The sequence below is a fragment of the Enterococcus raffinosus genome (assembly GCF_019175485.1).
Lineage (GTDB): Bacteria > Bacillota > Bacilli > Lactobacillales > Enterococcaceae > Enterococcus_A > Enterococcus_A raffinosus.
Genome location: NZ_CP072888.1, coordinates 46,458 through 63,415 on the forward strand (window position 1 = coordinate 46,458; position 16,958 = coordinate 63,415).

At 40.7% G+C, this 16,958-nt stretch carries 20 protein-coding genes; 19 read left to right on the forward strand and 1 reads right to left on the reverse strand.

What is annotated here, in order from left to right:
• Positions 1 to 12 precede the first annotated feature (12 nt).
• The 13 genes from J9537_RS00220 to J9537_RS00280 all read left to right on the forward strand — a co-directional run bounded on the left by J9537_RS00220 (position 13) and on the right by J9537_RS00280 (position 11,338).
• On the forward strand, positions 13 to 498 hold the full coding sequence (locus J9537_RS00220; protein WP_218256288.1) for a transcriptional regulator GutM: 486 nt from the start codon (positions 13 to 15) through the stop codon (positions 496 to 498).
• A 15-nt stretch (positions 499 to 513) separates the two neighbouring features.
• Positions 514 to 1,074 carry a PTS glucitol/sorbitol transporter subunit IIC gene (gene srlA, locus J9537_RS00225; RefSeq protein WP_010747375.1) on the forward strand — a complete coding sequence of 187 codons (561 nt, stop codon included), beginning with the start codon at positions 514 to 516 and terminating at the stop codon, positions 1,072 to 1,074.
• A 209-nt stretch (positions 1,075 to 1,283) separates the two neighbouring features.
• A complete protein-coding gene (gene srlE, locus J9537_RS00230) occupies positions 1,284 to 2,288 on the forward strand; it encodes a PTS glucitol/sorbitol transporter subunit IIB (RefSeq protein WP_218256289.1) in 1,005 nt (334 codons plus the stop codon).
• A gap of 21 nt (positions 2,289 to 2,309) precedes the next feature.
• Entirely contained in the window at positions 2,310 to 2,663 is a 354-nt protein-coding gene (locus tag J9537_RS00235) for a PTS glucitol/sorbitol transporter subunit IIA (RefSeq protein ID WP_010747373.1), read from the forward strand.
• Positions 2,664 to 2,957: 294 nt separating this feature from the next.
• Positions 2,958 to 4,193: an S-methyl-5-thioribose kinase gene (gene mtnK, locus J9537_RS00240; RefSeq protein WP_218256290.1), complete on the forward strand. Its 1,236-nt coding sequence runs from the start codon at positions 2,958 to 2,960 to the stop codon at positions 4,191 to 4,193.
• A 12-nt stretch (positions 4,194 to 4,205) separates the two neighbouring features.
• Entirely contained in the window at positions 4,206 to 5,261 is a 1,056-nt protein-coding gene (locus J9537_RS00245; protein ID WP_218256291.1) for a s-methyl-5-thioribose-1-phosphate isomerase, read from the forward strand.
• A gap of 12 nt (positions 5,262 to 5,273) precedes the next feature.
• On the forward strand, positions 5,274 to 5,915 hold the full coding sequence (locus J9537_RS00250; protein ID WP_218256292.1) for an L-fuculose-phosphate aldolase: 642 nt from the start codon (positions 5,274 to 5,276) through the stop codon (positions 5,913 to 5,915).
• 524 nt (positions 5,916 to 6,439) lie between these two features.
• Positions 6,440 to 7,690, forward strand: coding sequence for an NAD(P)H-dependent oxidoreductase (locus tag J9537_RS00255; RefSeq protein ID WP_010747369.1), 1,251 nt, complete (start codon positions 6,440 to 6,442; stop codon positions 7,688 to 7,690).
• Positions 7,691 to 7,745: 55 nt separating this feature from the next.
• A complete protein-coding gene (locus tag J9537_RS00260) occupies positions 7,746 to 8,123 on the forward strand; it encodes a transcriptional regulator GutM (RefSeq protein ID WP_218256293.1) in 378 nt (125 codons plus the stop codon).
• 15 nt (positions 8,124 to 8,138) lie between these two features.
• A complete protein-coding gene (srlA, locus tag J9537_RS00265) occupies positions 8,139 to 8,672 on the forward strand; it encodes a PTS glucitol/sorbitol transporter subunit IIC (RefSeq protein ID WP_218256294.1) in 534 nt (177 codons plus the stop codon).
• Between the two features lie 13 nt (positions 8,673 to 8,685).
• Positions 8,686 to 9,750: a PTS glucitol/sorbitol transporter subunit IIB gene (srlE, locus tag J9537_RS00270; RefSeq protein WP_218256295.1), complete on the forward strand. Its 1,065-nt coding sequence runs from the start codon at positions 8,686 to 8,688 to the stop codon at positions 9,748 to 9,750.
• A 28-nt stretch (positions 9,751 to 9,778) separates the two neighbouring features.
• Positions 9,779 to 10,132: a PTS glucitol/sorbitol transporter subunit IIA gene (locus tag J9537_RS00275; protein WP_218256296.1), complete on the forward strand. Its 354-nt coding sequence runs from the start codon at positions 9,779 to 9,781 to the stop codon at positions 10,130 to 10,132.
• 243 nt (positions 10,133 to 10,375) lie between these two features.
• Positions 10,376 to 11,338 carry a sugar-binding transcriptional regulator gene (locus J9537_RS00280; protein WP_010747364.1) on the forward strand — a complete coding sequence of 321 codons (963 nt, stop codon included), beginning with the start codon at positions 10,376 to 10,378 and terminating at the stop codon, positions 11,336 to 11,338.
• A 32-nt stretch (positions 11,339 to 11,370) separates the two neighbouring features.
• Here the strand turns inward: J9537_RS00280 and J9537_RS00285 are convergent, their stop codons facing one another.
• Positions 11,371 to 12,297: an alpha/beta hydrolase gene (locus J9537_RS00285; RefSeq protein WP_218256297.1), complete on the reverse strand. Its 927-nt coding sequence runs from the start codon at positions 12,295 to 12,297 to the stop codon at positions 11,371 to 11,373.
• 227 nt (positions 12,298 to 12,524) lie between these two features.
• On the opposite strand from J9537_RS00285, the gene rbsR reads away from it, so the two are divergent.
• From rbsR to J9537_RS00315, 6 genes are all read left to right on the forward strand, one after another.
• A complete protein-coding gene (gene rbsR, locus J9537_RS00290) occupies positions 12,525 to 13,517 on the forward strand; it encodes a ribose utilization transcriptional repressor RbsR (RefSeq protein ID WP_218256298.1) in 993 nt (330 codons plus the stop codon).
• 108 nt (positions 13,518 to 13,625) lie between these two features.
• A complete protein-coding gene (gene rbsK, locus J9537_RS00295) occupies positions 13,626 to 14,531 on the forward strand; it encodes a ribokinase (RefSeq protein WP_218256299.1) in 906 nt (301 codons plus the stop codon).
• 16 nt (positions 14,532 to 14,547) lie between these two features.
• Positions 14,548 to 14,943 carry a D-ribose pyranase gene (gene rbsD, locus J9537_RS00300; RefSeq protein WP_010747360.1) on the forward strand — a complete coding sequence of 132 codons (396 nt, stop codon included), beginning with the start codon at positions 14,548 to 14,550 and terminating at the stop codon, positions 14,941 to 14,943.
• 24 nt (positions 14,944 to 14,967) lie between these two features.
• The gene (gene rbsU, locus J9537_RS00305; protein WP_218256300.1) at positions 14,968 to 15,855 is read left to right on the forward strand and encodes a ribose/proton symporter RbsU; all 888 of its coding nucleotides are present in this window, start codon (positions 14,968 to 14,970) and stop codon (positions 15,853 to 15,855) included.
• A gap of 159 nt (positions 15,856 to 16,014) precedes the next feature.
• Positions 16,015 to 16,416 carry a hypothetical protein gene (locus tag J9537_RS00310; RefSeq protein WP_218256301.1) on the forward strand — a complete coding sequence of 134 codons (402 nt, stop codon included), beginning with the start codon at positions 16,015 to 16,017 and terminating at the stop codon, positions 16,414 to 16,416.
• Between the two features lie 59 nt (positions 16,417 to 16,475).
• The gene (locus tag J9537_RS00315; protein WP_010747357.1) at positions 16,476 to 16,778 is read left to right on the forward strand and encodes a DUF5960 family protein; all 303 of its coding nucleotides are present in this window, start codon (positions 16,476 to 16,478) and stop codon (positions 16,776 to 16,778) included.
• Positions 16,779 to 16,958: the final 180 nt, after the last annotated feature.

Genomic DNA, 16,958 nt, shown 5'->3' on the forward strand with positions numbered 1-16,958 from the left:
AAGGAGCCATATATGAATATTTTTGTTTTAGGAGCAATCGCAATTATTGCATACATTCTCCAAATTTTTCTAGGGATGAAACAAATCAAGAATTTTAATTCTGTCTATATTCGAATGAAGCGAAAAGGGAAGGTTGCGATTGGACGACGCCCTGGGAAAATCGCTTCGGGAACGATCTTGTTGTTAGGCGTTGACCAAAGAGGAACGATTCAAGAAGCTGAGATGATGCAAGGGACTTCAATCCTAGCACGCTTCAAGCCGCGTCCACAATTTGTTGGTATCGATATTCATCAATTGACCGATTCTCCTGTGCTGATCAAGGAGAATAAATTGACCCGTCAAGCGGCGGCTAATGCACAAAAAATTTATTTAGAAGTGGAAAGAGGCAATCATCAAGAGAAAGCCCCCGTATCACCGATTTTCAATGTAGGAAATCAATTATCTCTAATGAAGCTTTCGATCCAAGAGAAATTCAGGAAAAGCAACTCACAAATATAAGAAGGAGTGTTAATGATGGATTATATTACAAAATTTGCGGAAGGCTTTATGAGTCTCTTTCAAACAGGCGCTGAAACATTTATTAGTTGGATGACAGGGATCGTTCCGGTGGTTCTAATGTTGATGGTAGCAATGAATACACTGATTGCTTTTCTAGGAGAAGAGCGCGTAACAAAGGTTGCGAAAGTATCTTCTAAAAACCCATTCACACGGTACCTTGTATTGCCTTTCGTTTCTGCATTTATGTTAGGAAATCCAATGTCCTTTACGATGGCGCGCTTTTTGCCAGAGTTTTATAAGCCAAGCTATTATGCGTCAAACGCTCAATTTTGTCATACCAGTAACGGTGTTTTTCCTCACATCAATCCAGGAGAATTGTTCGTATGGATGGGGATCGCACAAGGAATCACGCAATTAGGTCTCAATTCAATGGAATTAGCGATTCGTTATATGTTTGTTGGTCTAGTCATGAACTTTATCGGCGGCTGGACGACAGACTTCACTACTGCCTTTGTCTGCAAACAGCAAGGAATTAACCTGAGCAAAGAAGTCGATGAAGTTGCAGTAGCAGAATAGGCTAGCATAGTGGAAAGATATACGTGATGAGCATCAGATTTATTTTTCAATAAGAAAAATAAATACTTTGAAACGAATTAGGATGTCAGTTCCACTTTTAGCAGTATATGAAATGACCCCAGTATAATGGAATGATATACGTGATGAGCATCAGATTTATTTTTCGTTAAGAAAAATAATTACTTTGAAACGAATTAGGAGGAGCGAAAATGGCTTATAATAGTATTAAAATTGTAAAAGGTTCAGGGGGATATGGTGGTCCGTTAGTTATTACACCGACGGATGAGAAACATAAATTTGTCTATGTGACTGGTGGTGGAGATAAACCGGATATTGTTGATAAAATCGAAGAATTATCTGGAATGGAATCGGTAAATGGGTTTAAGACATCTATTCCTGATAATGAGATCGCTTTAGCAATTATTGATTGTGGTGGAACTTTACGTTGCGGAATTTATCCTAAAAAGAATATCCCGACAGTCAATATCGTCCCAACTGGAAAGAGCGGTCCGTTGGCACAATACATTCATGAGGATATTTATGTATCCGCAGTTGGGAAAAATCAGATCATGCTAGCAGAGGGATCAGAAGCGGCTGATAAGCCTGCCTTCGTTACGGAAGAAAAACCAGAGCGTGAATTCAAATATTCAACGGATAAGAAAATTACGGAACAAAAGGCGGAACAAAAAAGTTTTATCGCTAAAATCGGAATGGGTGCCGGAAAAGTGGTAGCGACCTTCAATCAATCGGCCCGTGAAGGTGTGCAGACGATGATCAATACGGTCATTCCTTTCATGGCTTTTGTATCTTTATTGATTGGGATTATTCAAGGTTCAGGAATAGGGACAGTATTTGCGAACCTGATGAAACCTTTAGCTGGAAATGTCATTGGCCTGATCATTATTGGCTTCATCTGCTCACTACCGTTTTTATCGCCATTATTAGGACCTGGAGCGGTGATCAGTCAGATCTTGGGAACCTTGATCGGGGTAGAAATAGGCAAGGGGAATATCCCACCGCAATTAGCCTTACCTGCTTTATTTGCTATTAATACGCAAAATGCGTGTGATTTTATTCCGGTGGGCTTGGGCTTGGAAGAGGCGGAAGCAGAAACGGTTGAAGTTGGCGTACCCTCTGTTTTGTATTCACGTTTTCTAAATGGTGTCCCACGAGTGGTTGTTGCTTGGTTAGCAAGCTTTGGTTTATACAGTTAAAAATGTTTGGAGAGATGAAAGATGATTTTTGAGACGCAAGTGACGAATATTGGACCTGAGGCAGAGATGTTTCAACAAGAAAAGATGCTGATTTTTTTCGGCAATGATGCGCCGGAGACATTAGCGGATTATTGCTACAACATCCAATTGACCCCCTCTACGGATGAGATTACAACGGGAATGCATTTTTTCTTTGATAATCAATCCTATAGAATTACGGCAGTTGGAGAGGTAGTGAAAAAGAATCTCGATGATTTAGGGCATATTACCTTGCGCTTCGATGGTTCGGAAACAGCGGAGCTCCCAGGCACGCTTTATGTGGAAGATAAAGAAATGCCAACGATCTCTGTTGGGACAAAGATTGCGATTAGTTAAGAACATTCATCTAAGAGTTGCATTTACCCAGTTTAAATGTACACTTTTAGATGAGTGTTTTTTTTCGTCAGACAGGTCTTTTATAGATTGATCAGGAGTATAAAAGCATAAGTAGCATCCGTGTTGCTGCAATGAATTGTGCTGTGGTGAAAAGCTGGATCATTTAGAAAAATCCCCCTTAAAACGAGGAACAAACTCGTTTTTTTGTGGTGAAGAGAATTTCTAATAAAGAGAAGGCTGTCGGTAAACTAGGGAGACGAAGGAATGGATAATTTTAATGAATGAGGCGATAATATGAAAGTCACACCGAGGGAAACGGTGGCGTATCAAGAGCACTTTTTAATGGATACGCAAAAGATCAAACAATATGTAGTGGAAAAATTAGGGGCATTTCCACCAGAAGCACCATTAACCGTCACTGAAATTGGGGATGGGAACATCAATTATGTTTTTCGAGTCGTGAATGAGGCAACCCAGGAAAGTTTGATTATTAAACAAGCAGACGTATTGCTGCGCTCTTCTGGACGACCTTTGGCAATTGATCGTAATCGCATCGAAGCAGAAATTTTACGTTTGCAAAATGAATTAGCGCCGCAGTTTGTACCAGAGGTTTATTATTATGATCAAAAGATGTATGCTTTGACGATGGAAGATGTTTCAGAGTATCAGAACATGCGCTATGAACTGATTGCTAAGAAAACTTTTCCTAAGTTTAGTGAAGAGATTGCGGAGTATCTTGCGCGAACCTTGCTTTTAACAAGTGATCTTGTTTTGGATCGGGGAGAGAAAAAGCAGCGTGTTAAAGCATTTATCAATCCAGAAATGTGTGACATCAGCGAGGATTTGGTATTCACGGAACCTTATGATGATTACAAGCAACGGAATATCGTAACTTCTGGAAATGAACAGTTTGTGAGAGAAAATCTTTATGAGAATGTGCCCCTTCAAGTAGAAGTCGCGATTCTGCGAAATAATTTTATGAACAACGCCCAATCACTGCTGCATGGCGATCTTCATACAGGTTCAATTTTCATCAATCAAAGAGGCTTGAAGGTGATTGATCCTGAGTTTGCCTTTTATGGTCCAGCGGGGTATGACATAGGAAATGTCTTGGCGCATCTCTATTTTCCGATGGTCAAAAATCTATTTGATGAAACTGTGGATCAAGATTTCCATCAATGGAGTATGGCGACTATTGAAGCCGTTTATGATCAAGTTTTTACGAAATTATCCGTTGCTTACGATGAAGCGGTATCCTTTTCTCTATATCGTCATCATGCCTTTAAGGATACGATGCTGCAAGAAATTATGTCAGACGCGGTGGGGTATGCCGGTACAGAGATTATTCGCAGAGTGGTAGGCGATTCTAAGGTGAAGGAATTGTCTCTGATTGATTTCGAGAAAAAAATTGTCGCAGAGCAAATGCTGCTGAAATTAGGCATTCAAATGGTCATTAATCGTCAGCACATCACTAGCGGCAGACAGCTAGTAGATGGAATCGATGAATTAACGGCCAGCACTATAGATTAGAAGGTGAAGAGGTTGGAAAGACAAGATTATACGATGCCAACGCTATTACAATATGAGAATGTTGCGTGGTATGAAAACGGAAAGGTGCGCATTTTGGATCGTCGGATCTATCCGACTCGAATAGCGTTCGTTGAATGTGAGACCCATCAAGCAGTGGCGCAAGCCATCACAGACATGGTTACACAAAGCGCAGGACCTTATACTGCGGCAGGGATGGGAATGGCGTTAGCCGCTGAGGAAAGTAAGGCTTTAGAGCCAAAAGATCAGATCGCCTATCTAAAAAAAGCCTCACATACGATCGCCAATGCCCGTCCAACGACTGCGAATCGTATGACATTGATCACTGAAAAGTGTGTGGAAGTCGCAGAGGACGCATTGGAAAAAGGGATGGATCCGACAGAAGCGATTAAACAAAATACGATCGATTCGTTAAATCGTCGCTACTATACAATGGATCAAGTAGCAAAATATCTGATTGAAAAAATTCCAGACAACGGAACTGTTTTGACCCAATGTTTTGGTGAAACGATTATTGGGATGCTTCTGCGAGAAGCGCTCGAGCAGAAAAAAACGCTGCGATTCTTCTGTGCGGAAACGCGACCCTACTTACAAGGCGCACGTCTAACCGCCAGCTGCTGTGCAGAAATGGGCTTTGACACGACGGTTGTTTCCGATAACATGATTGCTTATTTAATGGAGCATGAGACGATTGATTTATTCACTTCAGCCGCAGATACAATTGCGCAAGATGGTTATATCGCCAATAAAGTCGGAACCTATCAAATAGCGATTTTAGCCCAACGTTTTGGCGTTCCGTATTTTGTTACGGGCATTCCAGATACGGATAAGAAGAGTCACGAAAGTATCAAGATTGAGATGCGCGATCCAGAACAAGTGATGGAACTAAATGGAATCAAGCATACCTTGACCGGAGTCAAAGCGATCTATCCATCCTTTGATATCACACCACCAGAATTGATCGGAGCAATTGTTACGGATCGTGGAATATTTTCTCCCTATGATTTGAAACGCTATTTAACTGAACAGCCGGAAAATAATTTTTATTGATTGGAGTAGAAAATGAGACATCTAAAAGAACGTGCGTTAATCGTCGAATACGGAAAAAAACTTATTACCGAAAAGCTAACCACAGGAACAGGCGGCAATATCAGCATTTACTTACCTGAAGAGGAAGTGATGCTGATTAGTCCAAGCGGCATTCCTTATTTTGAAACAAAGCCGGAGGATATTGTTTTGATGGATTTGCAGGGCAATATAGTAGAAGGTGAGCGAAAGCCATCAAGCGAATACGATCTGCACAGTATTTTTTACGCAAATCGTCCAGATGTCCGATCGGTTGTCCATACGCATTCAGAATACGCAACAACCTTTGCCTGTCTACAGCAAGAAATTGAGCCACTGCACTATATTATTGGCTCAGTTGGTGAAAAAGTTCGCTGTTGCGAATACAAAACCTTTGGTACACGGGAATTAGCCGAAGAAGCGTTTCGTTTTATCCATGAAGATAATGGTATTTTGCTAGGGAATCATGGAGTTTTGACGATTGGATCAGATTTAGCGAGTGCTTTTGGAGTCGCTAAGGATATTGAATTCTTGGCTAAGCTTGATTATCGAGCACGCTGTATAGGTACGCCAAAGCTATTGAATCAAGAACAAATGAAAGAGGTCTTAGAGAAATTTGAGACTTATGGACAGCAATAATAAACAGCAACTTTAGTGAGAGCTAAAGTTGCTGTTTTTGTTTTTTCTCTTAATGAAGAAAAAGGAAAAAGGTGGGAGATTTTATAGCTCGTGAATTCACAAACAGATAGTACATTTCTTTTTATTAATTGGTCTATTATCTAATTTTTAATTGCATTACAGATTTTAAACACATAATAAAGCACGGTTTATTGTGAAATACTAAGCAATGAGATTTCGTTCTCTCATTTAAATAGAATTATTCAAAAAAAGAGAGATTTTAATATTTGTTATTTAAAGAATGTGCAATTTCAAAAAAGTTGATTTGTTTAGCTTTTTTAAATAATAATAATTCTTCTTAAAATATTGATATATCACGTTTTTTACGGTTTATCATTCTGACGTGACATATGTTCCAAATGATAAAAAATGATAGTTTGTGAAAAGAAAGCGTTGACACGCATTAATACGGTGTTATACTAAAGGTGTCTTAAGGCATATGTCAAAGGCTTTGTCATATGTCAAAAAAGTATGGAGGGGTAATAATGACACTTTATGGGAAGCTTTTGGAAAGAGAAAAAAATGGTGCGCCAATCAAGGTTGGGGTAATTGGTGCAGGTCAAATGGGTTTTGGGATGATTGCTCAGATTTCGACGATTCCAGGGATGGCAGTAACAGGCATCAGTGATATCAACAAAGACGCTGCACAGCGAGCAGCAGATGCGTACAATGCAAGCGCAGAGAAAAAGGTAGATATTCTAGTCAGCTCAGATTTTAAAGAAATCATTCATTCGGATAAGGTAGAAGTTATTGTTGATGCGACTGGAGTACCTGAAGTAGGTGCACAAATTTCGTTAGAAACATTGTTAGCGAAAAAACACATTGTCTTATTGAATGTGGAAGTTGACATTACAATCGGACCACTGATGAAGAAAATGTACGATTCAGCGAACCTGGTTTACACAGGGTCAGATGGTGACGAACCAGCTGCGACGACAGAATTATTTGAATTCGCGAAAAGTATGGGAATGGAAGTCTTAGTCGCAGGTAAAGGAAAGAACAACAAGTTGAAGGTCGGCGCGAATCCAGATACTGCTCAAGCAGAAGCGGATTCAAAACAAATGTCTAGTCATATGCTGGCTGCTTTCCAAGATGGTACAAAGACCATGGCTGAAATGAACTTATTATCAAATGCCATCGGCTTTATTCCTGATAAAGTAGGAATGCATGGAATTAGCGGAGACGTTGATTCAGTCGTTAAAGATTTAGACTTAAAAGAAAACGGTGGGGTTTTAGATAAGTATGGTGTAGTAGAATACGTGGATGGCTTAGCACCAGGTGTCTTCGTAATCGTTAAAGGACAGAATGATGGTGCTCGTCATGAATTAAGCTACTTAATGAAGAAGGGTGATCGTGACCATCACATTTTATATCGTCCATATCACTTAGCAAGCCTAGAAACACCGATCACGATTGCAAAAGCAGTATTAAATCATGATCATGCGATCGTTCCATTAGGCGCTCCTATTTCTGAAACCGTTGCAGTAGCGAAGAAGGATATTAAAGCTGGAGAAAAAATCGACGGGATCGGCGGCTATTGTGTACGCGGAGTGTTAGAAACACATGCAGATCTAGTGAAGAACAACAATGTACCAATAGGGTTAGTTGGCGGATCATCTGTGGCAAAACGCGACATTAAGGATGGTACTTTCTTAACTTATGATGATATTGAAATTGATGAGTCAACAACGGTTTATCGTTTACGTAAATTACAAGATTCGACGTTTGGTGAGTAAGGCAAATTGAAGCAGATGGGGTTTCCCTCATCTGCTTTTGGAGAGGATGTAGCTTATGAGCGGCCTAGTTATTGTGTTGATCATTTTAATGCTTAGTCAAAGTCTTTTAAGTCTTGTTCAGGTGAAATACTATCAGAGCTTCATCAAAAAAATCACCACTGAACAAGCAGGAACCGAGTATGAATTTTATACCGAGGTTGTTAAGGGAAAAGTACTGCGGACAATTGTTGCAGTCGTTGTCGATGTGGAGGGGAAGGTTATTCAATGCTACATCTGTAAGGGCTTGACGATTTTTGCACGATTTAAAGAAGAGCATTCCTACAGAGGGGAGCAATTAGTGAATTATCGGACTGCTGCACAGGAAAAGAAGGCGCCTCAAATTGAAAAGGCATTAGCACAAATCTACACACGCAAATTGGAAGCGGTTACCTAGAAGGAGGATTTTATAATGAAATATATCGAATGGGCAGGAAAAAACTTTATTGGTATGTTTGAAGCCGGCGGCGAACAATTCATGGGATACATGACTGGTATCGTACCATTATTGATTGTACTTTTAACTTTTACTTATTCAGTTATTGCATTTATCGGAGAAGAACGTGTTGATAGAGCCATCCGCTATTGTTCGAAATACATGATTTTACGGTACTCATTGATGCCGATTTTAGCAGTATTAATGTTGACCAATCCAATGGCCTATACATTTGGAAAATTCGTTAAAGAGGAAGAGAAACCCGCGTTTTATGATGCTGCGGTATCGTTTGTTCACCCGGTTACGGGACTATTCCCATATGCGAATGCTGGAGAGCTGTTCGTTTATTTAGGAATTGCCAATGGTGTGACGAAAGCTGGATTTAGTCAATCAAGTCTGGCTGTCCGCTATTTCTTAGTAGGGATTGTGGTGATTTTGATCCGCGGAATCGTAACGGAACGTTTAACGAAATTCATGATGGCTAGAGAAGCGAAGAAAGCTGCAGCATAAAGGAGGAATCGTAATGTACAAAACAGTATTTGTAAAACCTGGAAATAAAGGCTGGGGAGTAGGCTGGACGCTAACTCCAACAGATCAAAAAAATAAAATTGTCTCTGTAACAGGCGGTGGGATTCATCCGGTTGCGCAGCAAATCGCTGATTTGACTGGTGGGATTGCCTGTGATGGTTTTAAGAATCAAATTCCTGAAGAAGAAACCTTATGTGCTGTTATTGACTGCGGTGGGACTGCGCGAATCGGCGTTTACCCAATGAAACGCATTCCAACAGTGGATGTATTGCCGTCTTCTCCATCAGGCCCGTTATCAAAACATATTACGGAAGATATTTTTGTTTCAGGTGTTCGACCAGAGGATGTTTCTCTTGTAGAAGATGCAAATTTAGAAGATCGTCAAATGGCAGCAGTCAATCATGGTCATGCGGAAGATGCTGAATCCGCTGCAGCTACTGAAAAAATAATTACTGAGGGTCGAGAGTCTGAAGAAGAGTTCAGAGAAAGATATTCAAAGATTAAAGAAGAACATAAAGTAGAGCAAGCGAAGAAAGACAGCTTCCTCGTTCGTTTCTCTCGTGGAATTGGTGGCGTGATGAGTACCTTTTATCAATCAGGTCGTGACGCGTTAGATATGTTGTTGAAGAATATTATTCCATTTATGGCATTTATCAGTATGATCGTGGGAATTATCAATTATACTGGTATTGGTGACTGGTTAGCGAAGGTACTTTCACCGTTAGCAGGTTCGTTACCAGGGATGATTGTTTTGGCTTTGATTTGTAGTATTCCAATCTTGTCTCCAATCTTGGGGCCAGGTGCTGTAATTTCTCAGGTTATCGGGGTATTGATCGGAACACAAATCGCTAATGGATCCATTCCAGTGCAATATGCTTTACCCGCGTTGTTCGCGATTAACGCACATGTTGGTTGTGACTTCATTCCGGTTGGCTTATCACTAGGAGAAGCTAAACCAGAAACTGTCGCGATTGGAGTACCTGCGATTTTATACGGCCGGATGTTGACAGGTTTTACAGCGGTAATTTTGGCTTGGTTGGCTAGTTTCGGAATGTATTAAAAATTGTTTGAATGGAGCGTATGGATTGATGGTAAAATCAAAAATTATTGAAATTGGCAGTATGGTGCCAGCATTTGAAGAAGAACGATTGATTATTTTGTTTGGCCCCTCTGCGACCGCAGAGCTGAGAGATATTTGTGTGATTCATGAGTTTGAAGATCGCCCTAAAGATGCGTTAAAAGTAGGCGGCAAAATCAAGTTCGGCGATCAAGAGTTTACGATTGAAGAAGTGGGTTCGCAAGCAAATGCAAATTTTGAAGAATTAGGACATATTTCGATTTATTTTCGTAACGCGATCGGGGAAATCTTACCAGGAGCAATCATTGTTAGTCCGGGTACCTTTCCTGCCTTTGAAGTCGGTGGCGTAATCGAGATTCTTTAAAACAAAAGTCGAGGATGTGCTTACACTAAAGCACATCCTCATTTGTGGTTTTACGGCTAAGAGGTGTTAGTCAGCAGAGGATTGTGTGGGAAAAGAAATGAATTTTTTGCGACAGGAAAATTCTTTTGTTATCAATGTTAGCTGCGAAAAAAAGAATTGTCCCCACTAGTTCTACGGATATTCTGGTAGAATCAAACCGTATGGTGAATGAAAATAAAAAGTTGTTCAGAGGATGGGATCACAATGGCTATAAAACATAATCGAGATATCGTAAAAGTAGCTACGATGTATTACAAAAAGAGTTTGAAACAGTCGGAGATCGCCAAACGTCTGGGAATCTCTCGTTCACTGGTTTCAAAATATTTGAATGACGCAAAAAATGAAGGGATTGTTGATATTTTTATTAAGAGTGAGAGTGCCTATTCGATTGAATTGGAATTGGCTCTTGAAGAAACATTCGGGTTGAAAAAAGCCGCAGTGCTGGATACCAGCAGCTTGCGAAAGGATGAAGTGGAACGCTTACTCGTTCAAACAGCGATTACCGCCTTTCAAAAAGAAATCGCAAAAGCCAAAACGATCGGACTCTCATGGGGAAAAATGCTGCGAGGCATTGTTGATGAATACCCTTATGAGAATCATGCGGATGCGACCATCATTCCATTGATTGGTGGTTTAGGCTCTGAGATGGTAGATGTCCACTCCAATCAATTGGCTTACGATTTATCCAAAAAGTTGCGTGCTAAATGTAAATATTTATATGCACCAGCATTAGTGGACAATGCGTTTATCAAAAAAAGTTTGATTGAAAATGATGGTATCCATGATGTGCTGGAGGCTGGGAAAAATGTTGATTTCGCTTTAGTTGGAATTGCGAGTCCTTTTTCTAAAAACAATACAATGACAGAGATTGGCTATGTGGACCAACAGGACATTGATGAGTTGGAGAAGCTAGATGTGATTGGCGACGTTAATTCGAAGTTTATTGATCAGGCGGGACGGGAAGTCGCTTGTGAAATCAACGAGAATGTCATTGGATTAGGTGTTGAGGACGTACGAAAAATTGCTAATGTCGCGGTTGCCTGCTACGAGGACAGTAAAAAAGATGTACTGTATGTAGGCACAAAGACCAAAATTTTTACTCATATTACCGTAACAGATAGTCTTGCGGAATACTTATTGGAACAAGCAAAAAACGAGACACATTGAGGTCTCGTTTTTTTCGTAAAAAGCCCATTTTTCTAAGGGACATATTTTTGGATGAACTCCGTGACTTTTTCCTGGTACATGCTGGGATTACTGCTTAATGCTTCGGCATGTTTGGCACCGTGAACGACATACTGTTCTTTTGGTCCTTTCGTCGCTTTGTAGACTTCATCCAGCATGAAATATGGAACGAAATCGTCCTTATCACCATGAATAAAAAGCATTGGCCGAGTATTCTTTTTCAATTGCTTAATTGTATCTGCTTCACCAAAAAAGTAGCCGGCACGTACTTTTGTGACCAAACTAGTCACTGGAATTAAAGGAAAGGCCGGCAGGTTGAACATTTCCTTCAATTGATAGCCTAATTCACCTTTCACCGAGCTGTACCCACAATCCTCAACGAATGCTTTGACGTTATCCGGTAATTTTTCTCCGCTGGTCATCATGACGGTTGCAGCGCCCATGCTGACTCCGTGAAGAACGATTTCTGACTGAGGATCTTTTTTAATAATCCGATTGATCCACTGGAGATAATCCTTTCGTTCATCCCAGCCGAATCCAATGTAATCCCCTTCGCTTTTGCCATGTCCACGAGCATCAGGCATTAACACATTATAACCAAGGTCATGATAGATTTTCGCGTATTGCGGCATATCTGTAGCTTGTCCCATATATCCGTGGGCAATAATCGCTGTTTTGTGTTGCTCTTTTTTCGCAGGTAGATAGTAAGCCGATAATTTCAAGCCATCGTTTGAGGTAAGCTGCCAATCGCTGCGGTTGTTTTTATCATTGAACCAGTCTTCCGCACGAATTCGTTCTGCTGATTTTTTCTCCGACCCACTGGCTAGAAAATCTTTTTTCGCTGGAACAACGGCATAAGAATAAAAATAATTCCCTGCTGCAATGAGCACTATTACTAGGATTAGGATGAGTCCTAAAATGATTTTCGTTGATTTATTCATTTGTTTCCTCTCTTCTTGTGGTAAGCTGATAAACACTGTCTAGCAAACCAAGAATATATTATTGTGTAGACTACTTGTTAAATTGAATATGATGGATCTGATACCTGATGAAGATACCATAAGCAGTATAAGAAAAATTCAAGTCCATAGCAAGTTGCTGAGAGGTGTATTTACAGAAGCAACTATCCATGAGAAAATGTAGCAGAGTTTGAAACAGGAGAAATCAGATGAAAAATAAAAAAATCACGATTAAAGATGTTGCTAAACAGTCTGGGGTATCAATCGCAACAGTCTCTCAGATCCTAAATGGCAACGAACAAAAATTCAGCCCCAAAACCGTCGAAAAAGTGCTGGCAGCAAAAGCGGAGCTGAATTATGAACCAGACTATTTCGCACGCCGCATGATCATGAAAAAAAGCAAAACGATCGGTGTGTTAATTCCAGATATCACGAATCCTTTTTTCGGAACGCTGGTTCGCGGAATCGAAGGTATTTTGTATCGCGAAAATTTTGTGACGATGCTTTGTAATGCTGATCTGGATACAAAAAAAGAAACCGATTATTTAGAGGAGCTGAGTCGTCGAGGCGTTGATGGGTTTATCATTGCTAGTTCGGCGATCTCCAATCAAGCGATCAATGAAACCTTACGGAAAAAGAATCTGCCGTATATCGTGCTGGATCAAAAGAAAGCAGAGGGCTTCAGTGATGCGGTCTTGACGGATGATTTTTCAGGAGGGAAAATTGCCGGCGAGCATTTGCAGCAATTAGGGCACGAAAAGGTAGCCATTGTCTTACCTGAAGATGCAACCGAGAATATCAGCACACGACTGGCGGGCTTTCAGGAGATTTATCCTGATGCCGTTCGAATCCACGGAGAATTGTCAAAAACTGGCGGCCGTCAAGCAGCTAAAGAAATCGTTAAAATCGATGTGACTGGAATCTTTGCGATTAATGATGAGATTGCTTTTGGTTTGTATCTAGGTCTGGCAGAGCTTAAGAAAAAAATTCCGCAAGACTACAGTGTGATCGGCTATGACAATATCGATATGAGCGAGTATGTGACGCCGCAGCTAACAACAATTGCTCAACCAATCTATGAGTTGGGGCAAACAACAGCGGAATTATTGCTGGAAAGAATCGAGCAGCCGTCGAAAGATTGGGAAGAAAAAACATTGCCTGTTCAATTAATTCAACGTTTTTCAACTGCACACTTGAAATAGCTTTCAAGCTGTGCTATATTTTTGGTGTCGAATTAAAACGTTTTAATAAAACGTTTTAATTTAAACTTAAATGAGCGATTCAGAAGAAAAAGAAATGGAGTGAATAAAATGAATACGATTACAGTCATTGGAAGTATCAACCTTGATCGCACGATTCGGGTGAAACAAATGCCGAAGCCAGGTGAAACCATGCATACGAAAGAAATCTTTTCTGCTGGTGGAGGAAAAGGAGCCAATCAAGCCGTTGCGGCAAAACGTTCTGAAGCAGTGACTAATTTCATTGGTGCAATTGGTAACGATGAATCAGGCGAAATGATGCGGGAGCTTTTATCAGAAGAAGGAATTAATCTCTCTGGAGTTCAAACCTTAGAAAAACAGGCGACAGGTCAAGCCTATATCATTGTTGATGACCAAGGAGAAAATAGTATCATGATCCATTCTGGGGCCAACAATGCCTTCACCCCGCAACAAGTAAAAGAGCATGCAGAGGTAATCAAAGCTAGTGATTTTGTTGTTGCTCAATTTGAAAGCACTTTAGAAAGTACGATCGAAGCCTTTTCCATCGCTCGTGAAGCAGGTGTGAAAACGATACTGAATCCAGCTCCTGCTTTAGAAAATGTGCCTGAAGAACTATTAAGAGTGACCGATATGATCATCCCAAATGAAACGGAAACTGAAATTTTGACAGGTATCCAAGTGACCGATGAAGCCAGCTTGAAAGCAGCAGCGGAACATTTGCATCAACTGGGCATCGAAGCAGTGATTATCACCATTGGAAGCAAAGGAGCTTTTTATGATGTACAAGGACGCAGCGGCATTGTACCTGCCTTCAAGGTAAACGCAGTCGACACTACTGCGGCTGGAGATACCTTCATTGGCGCTATGAGCAGTGTATTAGAAAAAGATTTCAGCAATTTAGAAGAAGCGATCAAATATGGAAACAAAGCCTCTTCCGTGACTGTCCAACGTTTTGGGGCACAACCATCTATTCCCTACAAAAATGAATTGAAGTAAAGAAAGGATCTTTATCATGAAAAAAAGTAAAGTCATCAACTCAGATATTTCACGCGTTATCGCTCAAATGGGGCATTTTGACCAACTAAGCATCGGGGATGCTGGAATGCCGGTTCCAATGACCACTGAAAAAATTGATTTGGCTGTCGATAACGGAATCCCTAGCTTTATGGATGTGTTGAACAATGTATTAGAAGAATTAGCGGTTCAGCGAATTTATTTGGCGGAAGAAATCAAAACAGAAAATCCTGAAATGTTGAAAAAAATTCAAGAACGTTTACCTGAAACGCCTGTAACGTTTATTCCTCATACGGAAATGAAAGCAGCGCTGCATGACAGTCGAGCATTTATTCGGACAGGGGAAATGACGCCATACGCCAACATTTTATTGGAAAGCGGCGTTGTCTTTTAAGCAGCGCTACAAGGAGGAAATACGATGAATACAACAGCGATCTTGATTGGACTAGGACCGTTACTTGGTTGGGGGCTATACCCAACCATCGCGTCAAAAATTGGCGGACGGCCAGTAAATCAAATACTTGGATCAACTCTAGGGACTTTGATCTTTGCGTTAATTTTTGCAGTAGTTAATGGAATGGGGCTTCCAACAGGAATGGATCTGGTCTTCTCTATTCTTTCGGGTGTGGGCTGGGCCATCGCTCAAATCATTACCTTTCAATCGTTTACTTTAGTCGGCTCCTCGCGGGCGATGCCGATCACAACAGCTTTTCAGTTATTTGGTGCTTCCTTGTGGGGTGTCTTTGCCTTAGGTGATTGGCCAGGAGTCGGTGCGAAACTATTAGGCGGGTTGGCTTTGGTACTGATTATCTTGGGTGCTTGGATGACCGTGTGGACAGAAGAAAAAACACAGGAAAAGGCCAGCATTTTGAAAAAAGCAGTGCTATTATTAGCGGTCGGTGAAATCGGCTATTGGGCTTATTCAGCTGCACCGCAGGCAACGAGTATTGATGGTATGCACGCATTCTTGCCGCAGGCGATTGGTATGCTTTTAGTTGCGCTTGTTTACTCCGTGATTTTAAGCGTGAAGGACAAAGAAAAATCTGCCTTGGCAGAAGCCGTATCCTACAAGCATATTTTTTCTGGCTTTTTCTTCGCTTTTGCCGCACTGACTTACTTGATTTCTGCTCAACCAGATATGAACGGGTTGGCAACAGGATTCATCTTGTCTCAAACTTCAGTTGTATTAGCAACCTTAACCGGTATCTGGTTCTTGGGACAGAAGAAAACAAAAAAAGAAATGACGATTACAATCATCGGCTTGGTATTGATTTTAGCTGCCGCTGCGATGACCGTAATGATCTAAAGCTGTCGATTTTCGACAGCTTTTTTTGAGCTTCGTATCCATGAGTTGGCTTCGCCTTTCTTATTGGAGGTAAATCAAAGTAAAAATTCGTGCGGTAATGCTATAATCGAAACGAGAAAAGAGACTATCGTTTTTTTAAAATAGAAAGAAGGAAGAAGCATGAAGCTGACCGTTTCATTAGATATTTTGGAGGAGGCCTTTTATTACGTGTCGCCGGTTAAACCAGTCTCCACAGTTCCGCTGGTCTACGCAACATTTTTAGTGGAAAAGACAGAAGTGGCTTATACCACTGACAATGAAGCGAAGTTCGCGCGAAAAATCGAGCGCGTCTTCAAAGCCGCTTTTCACGAGATTGTCCAAGCAAATCAAGCGTATCGTGAGATTCTTGATCAAGACAAGCTTTTGTCCTTTGATGAGCACTTAAAAAAGCAAAGGCAATTAATTGAATCAATAAAAGAAGCCATTCAGAAGTATCCTGAATTGACGCTGATTCGTCTGGAGCTTACAGGCAGCTGGCCGGTTTTCCAAACGGAAGCTGGGCGTCTGGATTTAACGGAATAAGCGTGATAGTTTAGGATTTTGATGACAGATGGTACAGTTAAGCTGAAAGGGTGAATTAAATGGATATGACGTATTTTGAAGGACAAGCAGTATTTTTAGAGGATTATAAAAAGGTCGCAAAGGCAGCGACGATCAATCAGCAGCAAGTGATCGATCAAGTCATGGAGCAATTGAACAAACCGACACCAGATGATAAATTGTTTTATATTCTACCTGGCGAAGAGACAGCCAACGGTCTGGCGGTTAGATTTCCTTTCCGTAAAGAGCTGATCGCGATGGATAATGAAGCGACCGTCTCTACTCAATTCTTCTATGAAGGATCACCATATGAATATGAAGTGGTTGAAGAGGAACAATTGTAATCGTTGAGACTTTCAAGTGTAAAAAGCTTGAAGGTCTTTTTTTACTTGCTTTAAAAAAAGAAGCTGGTATGATGGATATAATATGGTTTGTTATTTTTTAGCAAGAATGGGAGGTGATGGTCTTGCATGATTTACAAGCAGCAGGGCTATTTCCTGCAAGCGATGATTTTAAACTGAAAG